General features: G+C 33.8%; 21 protein-coding genes and 1 pseudogene. 21 read left to right on the forward strand and 1 reads right to left on the reverse strand.

Annotated elements, in window-relative coordinates:
- Nucleotides 1–177: 177 nt before the first annotated feature.
- From DI077_RS16010 to DI077_RS16065, 12 genes and pseudogenes are all read left to right on the forward strand, one after another.
- Nucleotides 178–459, forward strand: a complete 282-nt coding sequence (locus tag DI077_RS16010) for a type II toxin-antitoxin system RelE/ParE family toxin (protein ID WP_109022539.1) — start codon at nucleotides 178–180, stop codon at nucleotides 457–459.
- Between the two features lie 10 nt (nucleotides 460–469).
- Nucleotides 470–775, forward strand: coding sequence for a HigA family addiction module antitoxin (locus tag DI077_RS16015; protein ID WP_109022538.1), 306 nt, complete (start codon nucleotides 470–472; stop codon nucleotides 773–775).
- Nucleotides 776–1,500: 725 nt separating this feature from the next.
- Nucleotides 1,501–1,896, forward strand: coding sequence for a DUF1801 domain-containing protein (locus tag DI077_RS16020; protein ID WP_109022536.1), 396 nt, complete (start codon nucleotides 1,501–1,503; stop codon nucleotides 1,894–1,896).
- Nucleotides 1,897–2,439: 543 nt separating this feature from the next.
- Nucleotides 2,440–2,919, forward strand: coding sequence for a DUF4145 domain-containing protein (locus DI077_RS16025; protein ID WP_167837236.1), 480 nt, complete (start codon nucleotides 2,440–2,442; stop codon nucleotides 2,917–2,919).
- 467 nt (nucleotides 2,920–3,386) lie between these two features.
- A complete protein-coding gene (locus tag DI077_RS16030; protein WP_109022534.1) occupies nucleotides 3,387–3,734 on the forward strand; it encodes a type II toxin-antitoxin system RelE/ParE family toxin in 348 nt (115 codons plus the stop codon).
- Entirely contained in the window at nucleotides 3,727–4,056 is a 330-nt protein-coding gene (locus tag DI077_RS16035) for a helix-turn-helix domain-containing protein (RefSeq protein WP_109022533.1), read from the forward strand. Before DI077_RS16030 ends, DI077_RS16035 begins: the two co-directional genes overlap by 8 nt.
- A gap of 301 nt (nucleotides 4,057–4,357) precedes the next feature.
- A complete protein-coding gene (locus tag DI077_RS16040) occupies nucleotides 4,358–4,648 on the forward strand; it encodes a type II toxin-antitoxin system HigB family toxin (protein WP_109022532.1) in 291 nt (96 codons plus the stop codon).
- Between the two features lie 2 nt (nucleotides 4,649–4,650).
- A complete protein-coding gene (locus tag DI077_RS16045; RefSeq protein ID WP_109022531.1) occupies nucleotides 4,651–5,052 on the forward strand; it encodes a helix-turn-helix domain-containing protein in 402 nt (133 codons plus the stop codon).
- Between the two features lie 234 nt (nucleotides 5,053–5,286).
- The gene (locus DI077_RS16050) at nucleotides 5,287–6,300 is read left to right on the forward strand and encodes a hypothetical protein (RefSeq protein WP_109022530.1); all 1,014 of its coding nucleotides are present in this window, start codon (nucleotides 5,287–5,289) and stop codon (nucleotides 6,298–6,300) included.
- 188 nt (nucleotides 6,301–6,488) lie between these two features.
- Nucleotides 6,489–7,280 (forward strand): SH3 domain-containing protein, encoded by a 792-nt coding sequence (locus DI077_RS16055; protein ID WP_109022529.1) that lies wholly within the window; start codon nucleotides 6,489–6,491, stop codon nucleotides 7,278–7,280.
- 250 nt (nucleotides 7,281–7,530) lie between these two features.
- Nucleotides 7,531–8,409 carry a DNA-methyltransferase gene (locus tag DI077_RS16060; protein ID WP_109022528.1) on the forward strand — a complete coding sequence of 293 codons (879 nt, stop codon included), beginning with the start codon at nucleotides 7,531–7,533 and terminating at the stop codon, nucleotides 8,407–8,409.
- A 5-nt stretch (nucleotides 8,410–8,414) separates the two neighbouring features.
- A pseudogene (locus DI077_RS16065) lies at nucleotides 8,415–8,888 on the forward strand (BglII/BstYI family type II restriction endonuclease); the annotation flags it as partial.
- Here DI077_RS16065 and DI077_RS19895 read toward each other — a convergent pair.
- Complete coding sequence (locus tag DI077_RS19895; RefSeq protein WP_423241795.1) at nucleotides 8,827–9,030, reverse strand: porin family protein; 204 nt, start codon at nucleotides 9,028–9,030, stop codon at nucleotides 8,827–8,829. The pseudogene DI077_RS16065 and the gene DI077_RS19895 sit on opposite strands and share 62 nt — an antisense overlap.
- 197 nt (nucleotides 9,031–9,227) lie before the next feature.
- Here DI077_RS19895 and DI077_RS16070 point away from each other — a divergent pair, with 197 nt between their 5' ends.
- The 9 genes from DI077_RS16070 (at nucleotide 9,228) to DI077_RS16110 (ending at nucleotide 15,689) form a co-directional block, all read left to right on the forward strand.
- Nucleotides 9,228–10,658 (forward strand): hypothetical protein, encoded by a 1,431-nt coding sequence (locus DI077_RS16070; protein ID WP_109022526.1) that lies wholly within the window; start codon nucleotides 9,228–9,230, stop codon nucleotides 10,656–10,658.
- Between the two features lie 196 nt (nucleotides 10,659–10,854).
- The gene (locus DI077_RS16075; protein ID WP_109022525.1) at nucleotides 10,855–11,730 is read left to right on the forward strand and encodes a putative phage abortive infection protein; all 876 of its coding nucleotides are present in this window, start codon (nucleotides 10,855–10,857) and stop codon (nucleotides 11,728–11,730) included.
- Between the two features lie 203 nt (nucleotides 11,731–11,933).
- On the forward strand, nucleotides 11,934–13,271 hold the full coding sequence (locus DI077_RS16080; protein ID WP_109022555.1) for a hypothetical protein: 1,338 nt from the start codon (nucleotides 11,934–11,936) through the stop codon (nucleotides 13,269–13,271).
- Between the two features lie 299 nt (nucleotides 13,272–13,570).
- Nucleotides 13,571–13,795, forward strand: a complete 225-nt coding sequence (locus DI077_RS16085) for a DUF433 domain-containing protein (protein WP_109020912.1) — start codon at nucleotides 13,571–13,573, stop codon at nucleotides 13,793–13,795.
- Complete coding sequence (locus tag DI077_RS16090; protein WP_109020911.1) at nucleotides 13,785–14,147, forward strand: DUF5615 family PIN-like protein; 363 nt, start codon at nucleotides 13,785–13,787, stop codon at nucleotides 14,145–14,147. Before DI077_RS16085 ends, DI077_RS16090 begins: the two co-directional genes overlap by 11 nt.
- Nucleotides 14,148–14,182: 35 nt before the next feature.
- The gene (locus DI077_RS16095) at nucleotides 14,183–14,341 is read left to right on the forward strand and encodes a hypothetical protein (protein WP_167837173.1); all 159 of its coding nucleotides are present in this window, start codon (nucleotides 14,183–14,185) and stop codon (nucleotides 14,339–14,341) included.
- Nucleotides 14,342–14,869: 528 nt separating this feature from the next.
- On the forward strand, nucleotides 14,870–15,082 hold the full coding sequence (locus tag DI077_RS16100; RefSeq protein ID WP_109021317.1) for a hypothetical protein: 213 nt from the start codon (nucleotides 14,870–14,872) through the stop codon (nucleotides 15,080–15,082).
- Between the two features lie 32 nt (nucleotides 15,083–15,114).
- Entirely contained in the window at nucleotides 15,115–15,393 is a 279-nt protein-coding gene (locus DI077_RS16105; RefSeq protein ID WP_109022133.1) for a type II toxin-antitoxin system RelE/ParE family toxin, read from the forward strand.
- Entirely contained in the window at nucleotides 15,393–15,689 is a 297-nt protein-coding gene (locus DI077_RS16110) for a HigA family addiction module antitoxin (RefSeq protein ID WP_109021318.1), read from the forward strand. Before DI077_RS16105 ends, DI077_RS16110 begins: the two co-directional genes overlap by 1 nt.
- Nucleotides 15,690–15,861: the final 172 nt, after the last annotated feature.

The following is a 15,861-nucleotide window of genomic DNA, read 5'->3' on the forward strand; positions in this document are numbered from 1 at the left end:
AAAGAGCGTAAAGCGGATCTAGAAAACTATAGAAAATGGTTCTTTATGGCAATAAGCCATTCGGTCGCAGGATTGAGACTCCTTGATCAAAGTTGTCAAAAACTAAATACCCAACAAAACAGAAAATTGAAAATAATGGTGATTGACACCACTAGCTTAATCCGCTAGTATTGACATGTGATCAAGTCCTTTAAAGACAAAGATACCGAAGCTATCTGGAATGGTTCAATATCTAAGAAATTTCCAAAGGACATACAAAGAACTGCTAGAAGGAAAATGATTCACATTGATAGTGCAAAAACACTAGAAGACCTAAAAGTTCCTCCTGGAAATAGATTGCATCAACTTGCAAACGATCGTAATGGACAGCATTCTATTAGTATTAACATGAAATATAGAATTTGTTTCAATTGGAATAATGGGTCTGTTGAAAACGTCGAAATCGTAGATTATCATTAAGGAGTTTTATATGAATAAAGAACTAATGAATATTCATCCTGGCGAAATTCTTTTAGAAGATTTTCTTAGACCCATGGAATTAACTGCATATAAACTTGCTCAAAATACTCTTATTGATCAAAAAAGAATTAGCGAAATTATACATGGAAAAAGAGCAATTACGGCAGATACCGCTTTACGATTCTCTAAATTTTTTGGAAATTCTCCAGAATTCTGGCTCTCTATTCAAGCACATTACGACCTAGAAATTAAGCAAAACGAATTGAAGAATGAATTAAGATCTATTAAGAAATTTTCTGATCTTAAAGCCAGTTAAACATCAAGCACTACGCATAACTGCGGCTTATCGCTACGCTTCGGGATTCACTACCGTTCACCCTCGCTCGGTCTGCGACACATTCCTCTTCTGTCACTCGTTTGCATACGCAAACTACGTGCCAGTCCCTAACGCCTCTACGAGGCTCAGGGTCGAGGAACGTCGATAAGCCTTGTTCGTTATACGCAATTGCGAAAATTAATGACAAAATACTGGGAAATAAATTACAGTTTTCTATTAAATCATATCAGCTAGCTGGGTTTAAAGGAAAATGATTTTGGGCAACAAAAATAAAATTTTATCAATTACTTTTGCTACAATTTGGATCAGTGTGTCGGAGTTTTTTAGAAATGAATTCCTTTGTAAATCTATATGGTTAGATCATTTCAGCAGTTTAGGACTTATTTTTCCTTCTAAACCCATAAATGGTATACTATGGGGTTTTTGGTCGCTTGGTTTAGCTATTTCTATCTTTCTCATCTCTCAACGTCTAAAATTCTTGCATACTTTCTTTTTTATTTGGTTCGTTGGATTTGTTTTAATGTGGATTGTCACCTGGAATTTAGGAATTTTACCGATCGCCATACTAGCATATGCAATTCCTCTTAGCTTATTTGAACTATATTTAGCAACTTGGATAATATATAAGTTCAAATGATTTATTACTACCCTGCAAAACTTATAATTTTATACTACGCGACTATGTACGTTAGTTTGTTTAACATATGCTTACGTCTGATCCTAAAGTAGATACGTTCTATTCTTCACTTACAGAAAATGAACTATTAATTGTTCGAAAGCTGAAAAAAATCATAGATTCATTTCTTTTATTCGATGAGCGAATTTCCTACTCCGTCCTATATTATTTCTTGAACAGTAGAGTATGCTTCATTTGGCCTGCATCCATTAAACCAGGACCAAAAGCGGGTGTTCAATTTGGGTTTTGCAACGGTTACTTAATTAATGATAAATACGATATTTCAGAAAAAGAGAATAGAAAACAGGTATATTGTATTACCTACCATTCTCCAAAACAAATTAATGAATCTATACTTAAAGAGTATCTGTCGAATGCCATTGCAATAGACGAAAACTTATATAGTAAAAAGAAAACTAAGTAATTCGCAACTGCGTATAACTACGCCTTACCGCTACGCTGCGGGATTCGCTCCGCTCACCCTTGCTCGGCCTAAAGGCACATTGTCCTCCGTCACGTTTCTTGCTTAAGCAAGAAATCGCGCCGACGCTAACGTCTCTTCGAGACTCAGCTACGGACAACGTCGGTAAGGCTAGTTCGTTATGCGAAAAATCGCTCAAAATTAAATATGATTCCAAATTACATATTTATATTCAGAAGAAAGATAAATTAGGATATTAATCGTAAGTCGAATCCATTAAAAGTTTCCATAGGACATGGGTTGAATAAAATGTACCAAATTAAAGTCGACTGTAATGAAAAAATCATAAAAGAAAAGATTTTCTGCAATAGATGCAACATAGAAACTTTTCACAAATGCCTAGCTTCTATTTCTAAGATTAATCATTCAAAAGACTTATACGAATTTCCAACTTTTTATTATTATTATGAAACTCTAATTTGTGGGGGCTGTGAAACAATATCATTCAGATCCAGATATACTCATTCCGAAATGCTAAATATACGTTTGAATAAAAATCCCAATAACTACAATGATGAATTAATCGAAACTCAAGTTTACCAAGACAATTATTTTCCTGAACATTTAAAAACTAATCCTAAAATATTGGATTCCACAACTATTCCAAAAATAATTAAAGAACTATATACTGAGACTTTATCATTGGTTTCTAAAAAAATGTTTCGCTTTGCAGCCTTAGGATTGAGAATTATCATAGAAGAGATTTCAAAACATTTTGGAGCAAAAAAATTTAATTTACAAAATAAAATTGATGAGCTTCATAAAGAAAATAAGATTTCCGACTCTGAAAAGAACGTTTTAGAAACACTTAAAAATTTTGGTGATGATGCTGCGCACAACAACATAATTCAGCCGGAGTTAATATTAAGATCAGGCATTGAAATAGTTGAAAGCTTATTAATAAAAATCTTTGTATTTGATGAACAGAAGGAAAATCTGCTGAATTCAGTAACAAAAAAAGATTAATCTAAGGAAAAATAGGAATACTTATTCTAGCAAAGAACAACTTCACACATCCATTAACTTCGACTTGGAGAGCTGGGATGGGGATTAGATCATAATTGAACACGCGATTCTTCGCATAACTACGCCTTACCGCTACGCTTCGGGATTCGCTTTCGCTCACCCTTGCTCGGTCTTCGACACATTGTCCTCCGTCACGTTTCTTGCTTAGCAAGAAAGCGCGCCGACGCTAACGCCTGCCTTGCAGGCTCAGCTGCGGACAACGTCGGTAAGCCTAGTTCGTTATACGAAAGTTACGTGGGTGTTAATTACTTAACAAAGCGGACTTCCGTGTCCGCGAGGCATTGCGGCAAGAGATTGGTAAAATGAACCTATTTAAAACTAAATTTATCAAAAATTTCCCTCTTTCAGGAATATTTAAATCGTATTTTTGATTTGACAATTATTACCTCTACGTTATATTACTTACAGTGTATGAGATAAAGAGAACCGACGAACTTATTAATTGGTTCAAAGACCTTGATTTAGATGCAAAAAAGAATATTTTAGTTCAAATAGAAATTTTACAAGAATTTGGTCCTAGGCTTGGAAGACCACATGTCGATACTATCACTGGCTCTAAGATCAAAAACTTAAAAGAATTAAGGATTAATAGCAAAAATAGACCTTTTCGTATTTTCTTTGTTTTTGACCCAAAAAGAAAAGCTATTCTACTCATTGGCGGAAACAAAGCTACTGATAAAGCGTTTTATCCAAAGATGATTAAAAAATCAGAAACTCTTTATAAATTATATCTAGGAGATATTGACAATGGTTAAAAATAAACCTAAGAAAGATTTGAAAAGTTTTTATTATGATCTTGAAGCATATGTTCCTAAAGACATTATAAAAGATGCCAAAACGGAAGCTCAAAAACAAATACTTAAGCTTAAATTAGCCGAATTAAGACAAAAACAAGGTATTAAGCAAACCGATGTTGAAGGTTTTTCTCAAGTAAGCGTTTCTAGGATTGAATCTCGCTCTGATATAAAAATATCTACACTAGTTGATTATGTTCATGCTTGCGGTATGGATATTGAGATCAAAGCTGTTCCAAGAAAGAAGAAAACAAAAGATGAATTCCTTCTATTAAAAGCTTAAACGCGCCATCCGTGGCTTCAATTTTTCGAGTACACACGTAACCTTCGTATAACTACGCCTTACCGCTACGCTGCGGGATTCGCTTTCGCTCACCCTTCCTCGGGCTAAAGCCACATTGTCCTCCGTCACGTTTCTTGCTTAGCAAGAAAGCGCGCCGACGCTAACGCCTCTTCAGAGGCTCAGCTACGGACAACGTCGGTAAGGCTAGTTCGTTAAACGCAATCGCAAAAATATAAAAGAACAAGAATTTCTATAAAAATATGATTTACAGTATCTCATTTTGAGATAGACTATCTGGTGAGTGCATATTATCAGCTGGAAAAAATTAGATGATTTCATTCAAAAGTATCCAGCTTCCGGATCTTCTCTTAAAAGCTGGTTTAAAATTGTTAAAAATACTAATTTTAAGGATTTTAATGAATTAAGAAAGGTTTTTAACTCTGTCGATCAGGTGAATAAATTTACCGTTTTTAATATTAGTGGAAATCATTTTAGATTAATTGTCGCTATTCATTTTAATCGACAAAAAGTATTTGTTCGGCACGTTCTTACTCACTCCGAATATGATAAAGGCAAATGGAAGAAGGAATAATTATGATTCTGGAAATAGAAAAAGTCAAAAATGTTTGGCACGAAGTTAAAGATATTCTCTCCGTTCCTCATAATGAGAAACAGTATAAAAAACTTTTAAAAGTTCTGGATGAATTAATTGATGAAGTCGGAAATAATGAAAAACATCCCCTAGCTCCTTTATTAGAAACTGTTGGAAATTTGATTGAGGAATACGAAAACGATCATTTTATTCAACCTAATAGTGAACCTTTAGACGTTCTTAAGTTTTTAATGAAAGAAAATCAATTTACTCAGAAAGACCTTGCTGAACTCGGAAGTCAAGGTGTTGTTTCTGAAATTCTTAATGGGAAAAGAGAGCTTAATGTCAGGCAGATTAAAGCTTTGGCTCTAAAATTTAGTGTATCTCCTTCTGTTTTTATTTAATTAAACTTACTTAATTGCGACTGCGTTTAACTACGCCTTACCGCTACGCTTCGGGATTCGCTTCGCTCACCCTTGCTCGGCCTTCGGCACATTGTCCTCCGTCACGTTTCTTGCTTAGCAAGAAAGCGCGCCGACGCTAACGCCTCTTCAGAGGCTCAGCTACGGACAACGTCGGTAAGGCTAGTTCGTTATACGCAATGTCACAGATACAAAACCATTATAGGGAATAAATGAATGAATGTTACATATTTATTGGGAGCTGGAGCAAGTGCTAATAGAATTCCTGTAGTTAAAGAATTCAATAAAAATATAGAAAAATTTAAAAGTAGAATCGAATTTGAGTTTAATACAGAAAATCTGAGATTTAATGACTCAGATAGACAAATTACAATTTCACCTACGCAAGCAAAAGAAAGACTGATCAAAGATTACGAATGGTTAATAAATGAATCCGCAAATTTCTCTACAATAGATACATTTGCTAAAAAACTAGCTCTTACGGGTGATAGAAATTACAAAAAACTAAAATATTTATTATCCTTCTTTCTAACTGCAGTTCAATCTACTAAACAAAATGACTATAGATACGATAATCTTTTTGCAGCTTTATTAGGTATAAAAAATGGAAAAGTAGAAGTTCCTAAGAATCTATCCATTGTGACTTGGAATTATGATCTTCAAACAGAAATTGCTGCTTCAAAGTTTTTACAAAGGCAACTGGATCAAGCTTTCTTTGAGTATCTTCAAAGCTCAGCTGCTTTATGTAATATTGATAATTCAAAGTTTCAGCTTATAAAACTGAACGGAACTGCGGGTTTTTATGGAAATATACAAAACAGAGTTTTTGATCTTGGAATTGCAGAAAATTCATCAAATGGAGTAAATACAAGTAAGGAGTTATTGAATTATTTATCAAGAATAGATACAAATATTGAAACATACCTTTCTTTTTCATGGGATAAAGAAACTTTCATAGATAATTCTCGTAAACTAGCATTAGAGACTTTTTCTAAATCAAGATTTTTGATTATCATTGGCTATAGTTTTCCTGTCTTCAACAGAGAAGTCGACAGGCAATTACTTAAAAATTTTAGTAAAGATGGAACAATCTACATTCAAGACAAATATAATTCTATAAATATTATGCATACCGTTAGCGAACTTAGCGGACTTAAAGATGATCAAGTTAAAATAATTGAATCTAATGATGAATTTTATATCCCCCTTGAGTATTCTCCTGAATATTAGATTACAAAGTGACACTGCGTATAACTTCGCCTTACCGCTACGCTGCGGGATTCGCTTCCGCTCACCCTTGCTCGGGCTAAAGCCACATTTCTTTCGTGTCACTGCGTTTGCTGAGCAACCTCGTGCCACTTCAGAAACGTCGGTAAGGCTAGTTCGTTAAGCGAAATCCAAAAAAAAATCCATTATATATGAAAAAAATATTATTACTAATTTTTATAGCATTGCATTGTAAAAAGCCAGAAATCATTGAAAGTGTAAATGATATTCGTGTTATTAGGGGGACGAATATACACTTAAGAAGTAACCCATCAACGAAATCTAATTCCCTCGGGTTTTTACAAGGTGGTAATGAAGTTAAAATTCTACAAACTATCAAGAACACTGAACAAAATTCACAAAATAATGATCTTTGGTTTAAAGTTTCAGTCTACTCAGGCATGCTTGAAAAAAAAGAAGGGTATGTTTTTAACAAATTTGTTCTCAATGAAAATGAAACTCCTTTCGATTTGCTTTCTAAGAAAGTAAAACTTGAAGAAAGATTAGCTTATTATATCAAACTTCAAAAAGATTTTCCTGAATATGAAAGAGTTGAATTATATGGTCTCTCTGAATTGATTGATTACTTTAAAATTCAAACTCAGTGCCTAATTGATCAGAAAAGAAAAAATTTCTTTTTTAAAGATAAAAAATCTCTTATTAATCATTTTCATGACATACTTTCAAATTATAATGATGAAAAATTCTCCTCCATATCAAGTTGTAGTTTTATTTGGTATGACGCATATCAAACAGATCTTTTAAGTTATCCTTTTATAAGTTATTCTGATCGAAATGTCCTGGAAGAAGCAGTAAAAGATATTGATATTTCTAGTGGAGATAATGAAAACTGCTATGAAAATCCTGAAAAAGGGAAAATCTGTTTTCCAATCAAAGAAGAAGATGGAAATTTCTTTGTTTCAGGTTTTTATTTTACAAAGTAATTTAATATAGGGTTTGGACTTCGCTTAACTACGCCTTACCGCTACGCTGCGGGATTCGCTTTCGCTCACCCTTGCTCGGGCTGAAGCCACATTGTCCTCCGTCACGTTTCTTGCTTAGCAAGAAATCGTGCCGACGCTAACGCCTCTTCAGAGGCTCAGCTACGGACAACATCGGTAAGGCTAGTTCGTTAGCCGAAATGGGCTGATACAATTTACTTGAAATTAAAATATGTCCCATATAATCAAGTAAATGGCACGATCAGCGCAGCTAAAATTAATTCACCCAACTCCAAAATTTGATTGGAATGGTATTTTCAACGAAGAACCCAAAGCATATTATGAATCAAATTTAGGTGCATTATTCGATCAAGATTGCCTTAAAATCCTTCCTTTAATTAAAGAAAATACTATTGATACAGTTTTTGCAGATCCACCTTTTAATATAGGCAAAGTTTATCGAAAAAATACAAATGATAAGCGACCTGACCACGAATACCTTGAGTGGTCGAAACAATGGATTCGAGAATGCGTTCGGGTAATTAAACCAGGCGGGGCCTTTTTCCTATATAACCTACCAAAATGGAACGTACTATTAGGGAGTTACCTTTCCGAATTAGGAATGGAATTCCGTCATTGGATTGCAATTGAACTTAATATGGTCCTGCCAATTCAAGGTAGACTATACCCAAGCCATTACAGCCTCCTCTATTATACAAAAGGTAAACCTAAAACATTTAGAAAAATCAGGACACCAATTGAAAGATGCCGCCATTGCGATGGTGAAATTAAAGACTATGGTGGTCATCGCAATGCAATGAACCCACTAGGAGTAAATTTAAAAGATGTTTGGACAGACATTCCTCCGGTCCGACATAGAAAATTTAAATCTGAAAACAGAAAAGCAAATGCTCTTTCAACAAAAATAACTGACAGAATTGTTGAATTAAGTACACTTCCTGGCGATATAATATTGGACCCGTTTGGTGGAAGTGGAACAACATTTATTTCTTGCGAGCGAAAACATAGGCATTGGATCGGAGTAGAAATTGATTACGCTGATGATATAAAAGATAGATTAGAATCAGATGATGTTCAACCACATAAAAATGGAGACCATGTTGAAGGATAAAAAAATTGAAAGTCGTTCACATTGAAACCCTTATTGAAAAAGGTCTATTTGCAAGTTCAAAAGAATGGGAAAGTTTAAAACAAGGGATAATCGAAGAAATCCAAGAGGTAGATTGGCCACCTGGTTCTGGTAAATTTACGATCTATCCTGAAAGCGGAAAGCGTAGAGGCGAAGGTAATGGTGTAAAGCCAATAAAAGATACCTTCGTGAAGAGACTCATCGTTAAAGGTTGGGAAGCAGAAAAACCATTAGATATTGCTTCTAGAAAAAAACCCGGGAATCTTGATCTAGTCTTAGATTATAAAGATAAAAAAATCGTAATAGAATGGGAAACAGGCAATATCTCTTCTAGCCATAGAGCTATCAATAAAATAGCATTAGGATTAATTAAAGGAATTGTAAGTGCTGGAATTTTGGTCATTCCATCCAGAAATCTGTATAAATACTTGACAGATAGAATAGGTAACTTCGACGAAATTGAACCTTATACTGATCTCTGGAAAGCTTTAAATTTAGATTCAGGAATCTTAATGATAATTGTAATTGAGCATGATGCAGAAAGTAAAGACGTCCCTCGAATTCCAAAAGGAACTGACGGTAGAGCTTTAAACTAACGCCCACTTCGGCTAACTACGCCTTACCGCTACGCTGCGGGATTCGTTTCACTCACCCTTGCTCGGGCAAGCCACATTCCTCTTCTGTCACTCGCTTGCAATACGCAAGCTACGTGCCAGTCCCTAACGCCTCCTCCAGAGGCTCAGGGTCGAGGAACGTCGGTAAGGCTAGTTCGTTATGCGACATACATGAATTAAACTAATATGGAACGATACTACTTTCAATTATCTTTCTTTGAAACAAATCCTACCTCTCTTACATATCCAACTCTTGAATTTGTTGAATCTTGTGGTAGTTTAGGCGAAGACTTATTCAAAAATGATTCAATAATTTTCGTAGATTCAAATTCATTAGGAAATTTTCAAAATGGAAAATTTGTCTTCGAACTGAATTTACTAAAACATTTATCAAAAAATACAAAAAGGTCATATTCAAATATCAGAAAAAATTTGTTGGATAAAATGGTTTTAATTGCCATGAGCACTGAAACGACCAAAAATCACTTCTTCCTTGATATTTTCATAAAAAATCTAAAATACTCCGAAATTCAGAAAATATATTTATTAAACCAAAACTTTACTTCGATTAGAAACAATTTAAGCATAAATAAACAAATCTATTTCAGAAATTGTAAAATAGAACATTTTGAATCATATATAGAAAGTATAGAGAATAATTTACATTTTGAGAATTCCAAAATAGGCTACTTTAAACATTCAAATGCATCGGATAACCAAACATTAAGATTAAAAAACTGTTCAATTAATTACCTAGATACTACTGCTCAAAATATATTTTTGGAAAATATTTCCGGACTAAGCCTATTCCTATTTAAGGCAAAACATATTTCAAACTTAACAATTGTAAATGTATCTATCAAATTCTCTAAAGAAACAATTCTAAAATACCTATACTTTGATTCTTCGATTAATCTAATAAGCAATAAAAAACCTAAAGGATACAACATATTTGAAAAATTCTTATACTTCTATTTTAAAAAACCGGAACAATACATTCCCGGAGAAGTTCTCTTTCCGTATCCAACTGAAAATAAAATATCATATAAAAGAATCATTAATAAATTCAAAAACAACATAAGCTACTTTAAACCAAAAATTTATGTTGAAGAAATTGGAGATGGAATATATACATATAAAGAAGACCCGAGGATTGAAAAAAGCAGCATAGGATTTGCATACAATCAATCAGTTTTAATTAAATCACTAAATGAAATTTCCTCTACATTAAAAGACTACAAAGTCAAGGAAAGTTTAATTAATTATCACCATTATTTTAGCTCCAGGAATAATTACTGGAGACAATTATTATATTTCTTACACGCCGGATATCGTCGATTCAAAAGACCTCTACTTTTATTAATCATTTCCATTATCCTAAACACTTTTTTAATAAATTTAATTCGAAATGATTTCGGTGATGGATTACATTCAATTTATTTTAACTTTAATATTATAAGTTATTTTGAAAAAATATTATTTAAAAATCTAGACTTCAATTTCAACTTTCTTTTAAGGCTATCTTCACTAATGCTAGAATCTCTAAATTTCTATTTGATATTCTGTTTAACAATTTATATCAAAGAACTAATTAGTTTTCCGAAAAAATACGAATAAAATGTACGTCGCATAACTACGGCTTATCGCTACGCTTCGGGATTCGCAAGCTCACCCTCGCTCGGGCTACGCCACATTCCTCTTCTGTCACTCGCTTGCATACGCAAGCTACGTGCCAGTCCCTAACGTCTCTTCGAGACTCAGGGTCGAGGAACGTCGATAAGCCTAGTTCGTTATGCGAAATTACTCAAAATCAATGTCAAAAGAAATACTAAATAAGATCGCATTTGGAAGTTTCATAATCGGAATCATTCTATTCTTCATTTTATGTTTTCAAATGATTAATAGTGGATATATACTTACATTTCATGATGTAAATATTGATGACTCAAGTAAAATAGCGACAATTTTTCAAAGCCTACTCAGCACCATCTGGCTTACAACTACGATTTCACTACTATTCTTAACTTTTTATACTCAAAAAGAAGAATTAGAAAAAACATCTGCCTCTTTTAGACAACAAAACGAAGACAATCATTTCTTTAGTTTGATGAATACTCTCTTTAATATTAGGGATAGAATTGAAATTTCAATTCCAGAAGAATCTTATAATTCAGATTCGGCTTTTCCTCAAACTACCGAAAAAAAAATTACAGGTAACAAATATTTCCAGTATGTCTACCTATGGTTTACTATGTTTTCAAAAATATTAGACAATCAAGAACTTGACGAAAAACTTGCGCATGAATACAAAACGACCCTCAATGAAATATTTCATTTATCTGAAAACATATATGCAGGATCCTTTCATCAGGTTGTATTTGAAAGAAGAGAAGACTTTTACTCTGCTTGTTTTCAACTCTACTATCCGTTAATTTCTGACGAATCAATGAATTACTTTAATTTTTTAAAACAACTCCTTAAATATTCACAAAATTGCGTAAATAAGACATCTTTTAATCAATACATTAAATCCGTACTTTCTCCCGATGAAATATCCTTACTATTCTATTTTGGATTATACGATGATGAATTCGGCCTTGTGCTAAGAGAAATGAATTTTTTTAAAGATTTCTCCTTAGATTATTTAATAGAAAAAAAGCATATTGAATTTTATAGGCTAAATGAGTAACTTCGCATAACTACGCCTTACCGCTACGCTGCGAGATTTGCTCCGCAAACTCTTGCTCGGCCTTCGGCACATTGTCCTCCGTCACGTTTCTTGCTTAGCAAGAAAGCGCGCCGACGCTAACGCCTTCTTTGAAGGCTCAGCTGCGGACAACGTCGGTAAGGCTAGTTCGTTAGCCGCAATATACTTAACTTAAATCTGAATTAATGAAAATATATTATATCAAATTTGACGTAGAAATTAATGACAACAGATTTCCTGATTTGAAAAATGCGCAGGCATTTTGTTGGGTTTCAGAAACGACACCAGAAGCAGCAATCGTTAAGTCTGAATATTTTATCAAAAAGGACGATATAAAAATTAATAGAATAATTCAGTATCCTTATGAAGTTAATCACAACGATTTTGAAGACAAAGATATAGGTACAGAAAATTATCTCAAATGTAAAAAAGAAGGACTATCTATTCTATATTTAGGTATAACGACAACAGTTAAATCACCAACTAAATTTAGCATTGAAAATAAGTATCAAACCCAAAATACACAAGAATTCCTTAAGAAATGGAAAAGACTAAAGCAGAAAGGGAAATGTCTACACTATTCGGCTACTAACAATTGTGATCACACAATAAAATCCCATTCTATACAAAAGAGACAGATGCTTTCATCAATCTCACATAACGGACATGTTTATGCAATTTCTACTGACCTTAGTGATATAAAGAGAAATGCAGGAGCACCGACTTATAAACTAAAGGGGCTTGATCAAGTTTCAACATTCCAAGGTTTTTGCCAAAAACATGATAACGAACTCTTTACTCCAATAGATGACTATCCTCTTCAACCGACAAATGAACAAGTTTTTTTATATTCCTATCGCTCAGTCTGTCGTGAAATATATATGAAAACAAATTCATATGAACTGTGTTTAGAAAGTATCAATAAAGAAGAAAATCCAGCAATAATCGAATTCTTGAAGGCCACTATAGAAGGAACAGAAAAAGGGTTAAATGATTTAAAAAAGCATAAGATGAATTTTGACAAATCGTTAAAAAAGAAAGATTTTTTAGATATAGAATATGTTATATTTTGTTCTGAATCTAAACCTAACCTTGCATTTTCTGGCCTTTGTTATCCATATTACGATTTTCAAGGAAAGCATATTCAAACTCCGTTTGATAAAAACAAAAGATTACAGTTATTATCATTCTGCTCTGCACCAATGGAATCCGGATGGGGGTATATTATAAGTTGGCACAAAAGCAGTTCGGATATTGGTCAACACTATATTAACTCACTTGCTACCGCAACGTATTTAAAGAAAAATATCGGAGATTATCTATTTAGGCAAACATTACAATTCGAAAATCTAGCATTTTCCCCTATTTGGTGGGAGGCTTTAGAACAGGAAAAAAAAGATCAAATAATTAACTATGTCTATAATAATTTAAGTTCATTTTCTGATATCAGTCCAGATCATCTTTCTAGTGGACCAGACGGGATTTGCAAATGGAACTTTTCATATGTCAAATCAAACTACTAATATTTAAAAAGTATACTGCGGCTAACTACGCCTTACCGCTACGCTGCGGGATTCGCTCCGCTCACCCTTGCTCGGGCTGAAGCCACATTGGCTATCCGTCACGCTTCATGCTAAGCAAGAAGGCGCGCCGTCTGCCAACGTCGGTAAGGCTAGTTCGTTAAACGAAATGCCTAAAATTCTTTAAGAAAAGCCAAAAATGGGCAAATAGGCCTTCTTTTTAAGAATTATTGCTTACTCTCTGTCTTTTAAGTAAATATTGAATCTTGACAAATTTATAGATCATATCCTAAAATATAATTATGAATTACAGAGAACATCTTAGCTCTTCTCCTCAGGTTATGCTTGGGAAACCGGTTATCAAAAACACTAGGGTTACTGTTGAGCTTATTCTTGAAAGACTGGGGGAAGGTTTGACTATCGAAGATATTCTGGCTGCTACTCCAAACATCCGTAAAGAAGATATCTACGCATGTATTGCATACTCTAGCGATGTTATTAGCAAGGAAACGCTTCTTGCTAGCTAGTTTACTAGCTGACGAAAATGTTGATTTTCGTATTATTAAAATCCTTCGAGAATCCGGCATTGTTATTCATTCCATACTCGAAGATCATAAAAGTGTATCCGATTTTGAAGTGATTGAAATCGCAAGAAAACTAAATTCAATTATACTTACTTTAGATAAAGATTTTGGTGAATGGGTTTTTTCTCATAAAGAATTCACCATTGGAGTTATCTTACTAAGATATAATCCAAAAGAATATTTAGAAATTACAAAAGCTATTCAAACTTTAATCAACCAACATAATGATGACCTAGTTGGTAAGTTCGTGGTCCTTTCAACTTCCAAGATCAGAATTAGAGAAATACATTTATAATTTCATACAACTTTGAAATAAAAAAGGTCAAAATTATGAAAAATTTAAAACTAATTTCAATCATAATTATTAGCTCTATGCTAATAATTTTTGCAGTTGATGCTGCCGGACGAAAAGGAAGCAAACGTGTCGGTGGCACAAACAGTAAAGGCAAAGGAAGTCATTACGTTGGTGGAAAAAAGAAAAGTAAATAATTCCTTTGTAGATTAAATCTTTCAAACACAGGCACTTCGTTTAACTACGCCTTACCGCTACGCTGCGGGACTCGCTCCGCTTACCCTTGCTCGGTCTGCGACACATTGTCCTCCGTCACGTTTCTTGCTTAAGCAAGAAATCGCGCCGACGCTAACGTCTCTTCGAGACTCAGCTACGGACAACGTCGGTAAGGCTAGTTCGTTATGCGCCAGTTTGAAAAGAATATGTTAAAAAAAAACGATGAAGAAGGATTATCTTATTTTTATATTCTTTCTGAAATTATAATAGAAGCATGGGCTGATTACTCGAATAAAAAAATAAATACCAAATTCTAAATCTTAATAATTGGGTAATGGCCGCTTTCGAAGTTTATCGCGATGTTTCGGATATTTTTCCCAATATTCTCAAGAAAAAAAGTATAATAGGAAATACTTTTGCGGAGAGAGAATTCATCTTTGAATTGATAAATAAAAACACTTCTATCAGGCAAGACTATCAGCTTAAAACCATTCGTGATAAATCCTTCCATGGAAAACAAAGTCATAATAAAAATCAAAAAAAAACATAATAACCTATCTTGGATTTTATTCGGAAAACTTGCCGATGAAAAAACTGAATTCATGATTAACCTTCTTGAAAACACAACTTTAGAAGTATTACAATTTAATGTTCAATTGGAGAAAGAAATTAAAAGCTATTTAGGTTACGATTTTAAATTAAAATTACAAAAAAAGACTTGATATTGTAACCCATGACGTTACACTCATATCTGGTGATCAAATCATTTCTTCATAAAGGTTTAGAAGATTTTTTCAATACTGGTAGCAAAAAAGGAATAAGACCTGATCACTCTAGTAAACTTGCAAGGATATTAGATAGGTTAGATGCCTCTTTAAAGCCTGAAGACATGGATTTACCAGGATACAAGCTTCATCCTTTAAAAGGTGATAAAAAAAAGCGATGGTCTGTTTCCGTAAATGGAAATTGGAGAGTTACTTTTCTATTTGTTGGTAAAGATGCAATTTTAGTTGATTATGAGGATTACCATTAATGAAAAACACTAAAACACGAAAGCCTACCCATCCGGGAGAAGTTTTACTCCAAGATGTCTTAAAACCTTTAAATTTACCTATTTCTGAAGCTGCGAAAAGTTTAGGTGTCTCAAGAAAAACTCTTTCTGAAATTGTGAATCAAAAAGCTGGGATTACTCCAAATATGGCTGTTAGAATCGCATATGCTACAAATACATCTGCTGAAAGCTGGATTCGAATGCAAGGAAAGTATGATCTTTGGTTAGCTATGCAAGAAAAAATAAATCATATCGAAAAATTCCCTATCGCTGTTTAAAATCAAACCGGCGTATAACTACGCCTTACCGCTACGCTGCGGGATTCACTACGTTCACCCTTGCTCGGGCTAAAGCCACATTGGCTTTCCGTCACGTTTCTCGCAGAGCAAGAAAACGCGCCGTCCGCCAACGTCGGTAAGGCTAGTTCGTTATACGACATTTCCTAAATTA

It is taken from the genome of Leptospira kobayashii, assembly GCF_003114835.2.
Classification (GTDB): Bacteria; Spirochaetota; Leptospiria; order Leptospirales; family Leptospiraceae; genus Leptospira_A; species Leptospira_A kobayashii.

What these genes read in the sequence shown, in the direction of transcription:
- DI077_RS16015 (WP_109022538.1), top strand. Translation starts at nt 470, where the DNA reads ATGAATAAAGAACTAATGAATATTCATCCTGGCGAAATTCTTTTAGAA.
- DI077_RS16020 (WP_109022536.1), top strand. Translation starts at nt 1,501, where the DNA reads ATGCTTACGTCTGATCCTAAAGTAGATACGTTCTATTCTTCACTTACA.
- DI077_RS16035 (WP_109022533.1), top strand. Translation starts at nt 3,727, where the DNA reads ATGGTTAAAAATAAACCTAAGAAAGATTTGAAAAGTTTTTATTATGAT.
- DI077_RS16045 (WP_109022531.1), top strand. Translation starts at nt 4,651, where the DNA reads ATGATTCTGGAAATAGAAAAAGTCAAAAATGTTTGGCACGAAGTTAAA.
- DI077_RS16050 (WP_109022530.1), top strand. Translation starts at nt 5,287, where the DNA reads ATGAATGTTACATATTTATTGGGAGCTGGAGCAAGTGCTAATAGAATT.
- DI077_RS16055 (WP_109022529.1), top strand. Translation starts at nt 6,489, where the DNA reads ATGAAAAAAATATTATTACTAATTTTTATAGCATTGCATTGTAAAAAG.
- DI077_RS16060 (WP_109022528.1), top strand. Translation starts at nt 7,531, where the DNA reads ATGGCACGATCAGCGCAGCTAAAATTAATTCACCCAACTCCAAAATTT.
- DI077_RS16070 (WP_109022526.1), top strand. Translation starts at nt 9,228, where the DNA reads ATGGAACGATACTACTTTCAATTATCTTTCTTTGAAACAAATCCTACC.
- DI077_RS16075 (WP_109022525.1), top strand. Translation starts at nt 10,855, where the DNA reads ATGTCAAAAGAAATACTAAATAAGATCGCATTTGGAAGTTTCATAATC.
- DI077_RS16080 (WP_109022555.1), top strand. Translation starts at nt 11,934, where the DNA reads ATGAAAATATATTATATCAAATTTGACGTAGAAATTAATGACAACAGA.
- DI077_RS16085 (WP_109020912.1), top strand. Translation starts at nt 13,571, where the DNA reads ATGAATTACAGAGAACATCTTAGCTCTTCTCCTCAGGTTATGCTTGGG.
- DI077_RS16095 (WP_167837173.1), top strand. Translation starts at nt 14,183, where the DNA reads ATGAAAAATTTAAAACTAATTTCAATCATAATTATTAGCTCTATGCTA.
- DI077_RS16100 (WP_109021317.1), top strand. Translation starts at nt 14,870, where the DNA reads ATGGAAAACAAAGTCATAATAAAAATCAAAAAAAAACATAATAACCTA.
- DI077_RS16110 (WP_109021318.1), top strand. Translation starts at nt 15,393, where the DNA reads ATGAAAAACACTAAAACACGAAAGCCTACCCATCCGGGAGAAGTTTTA.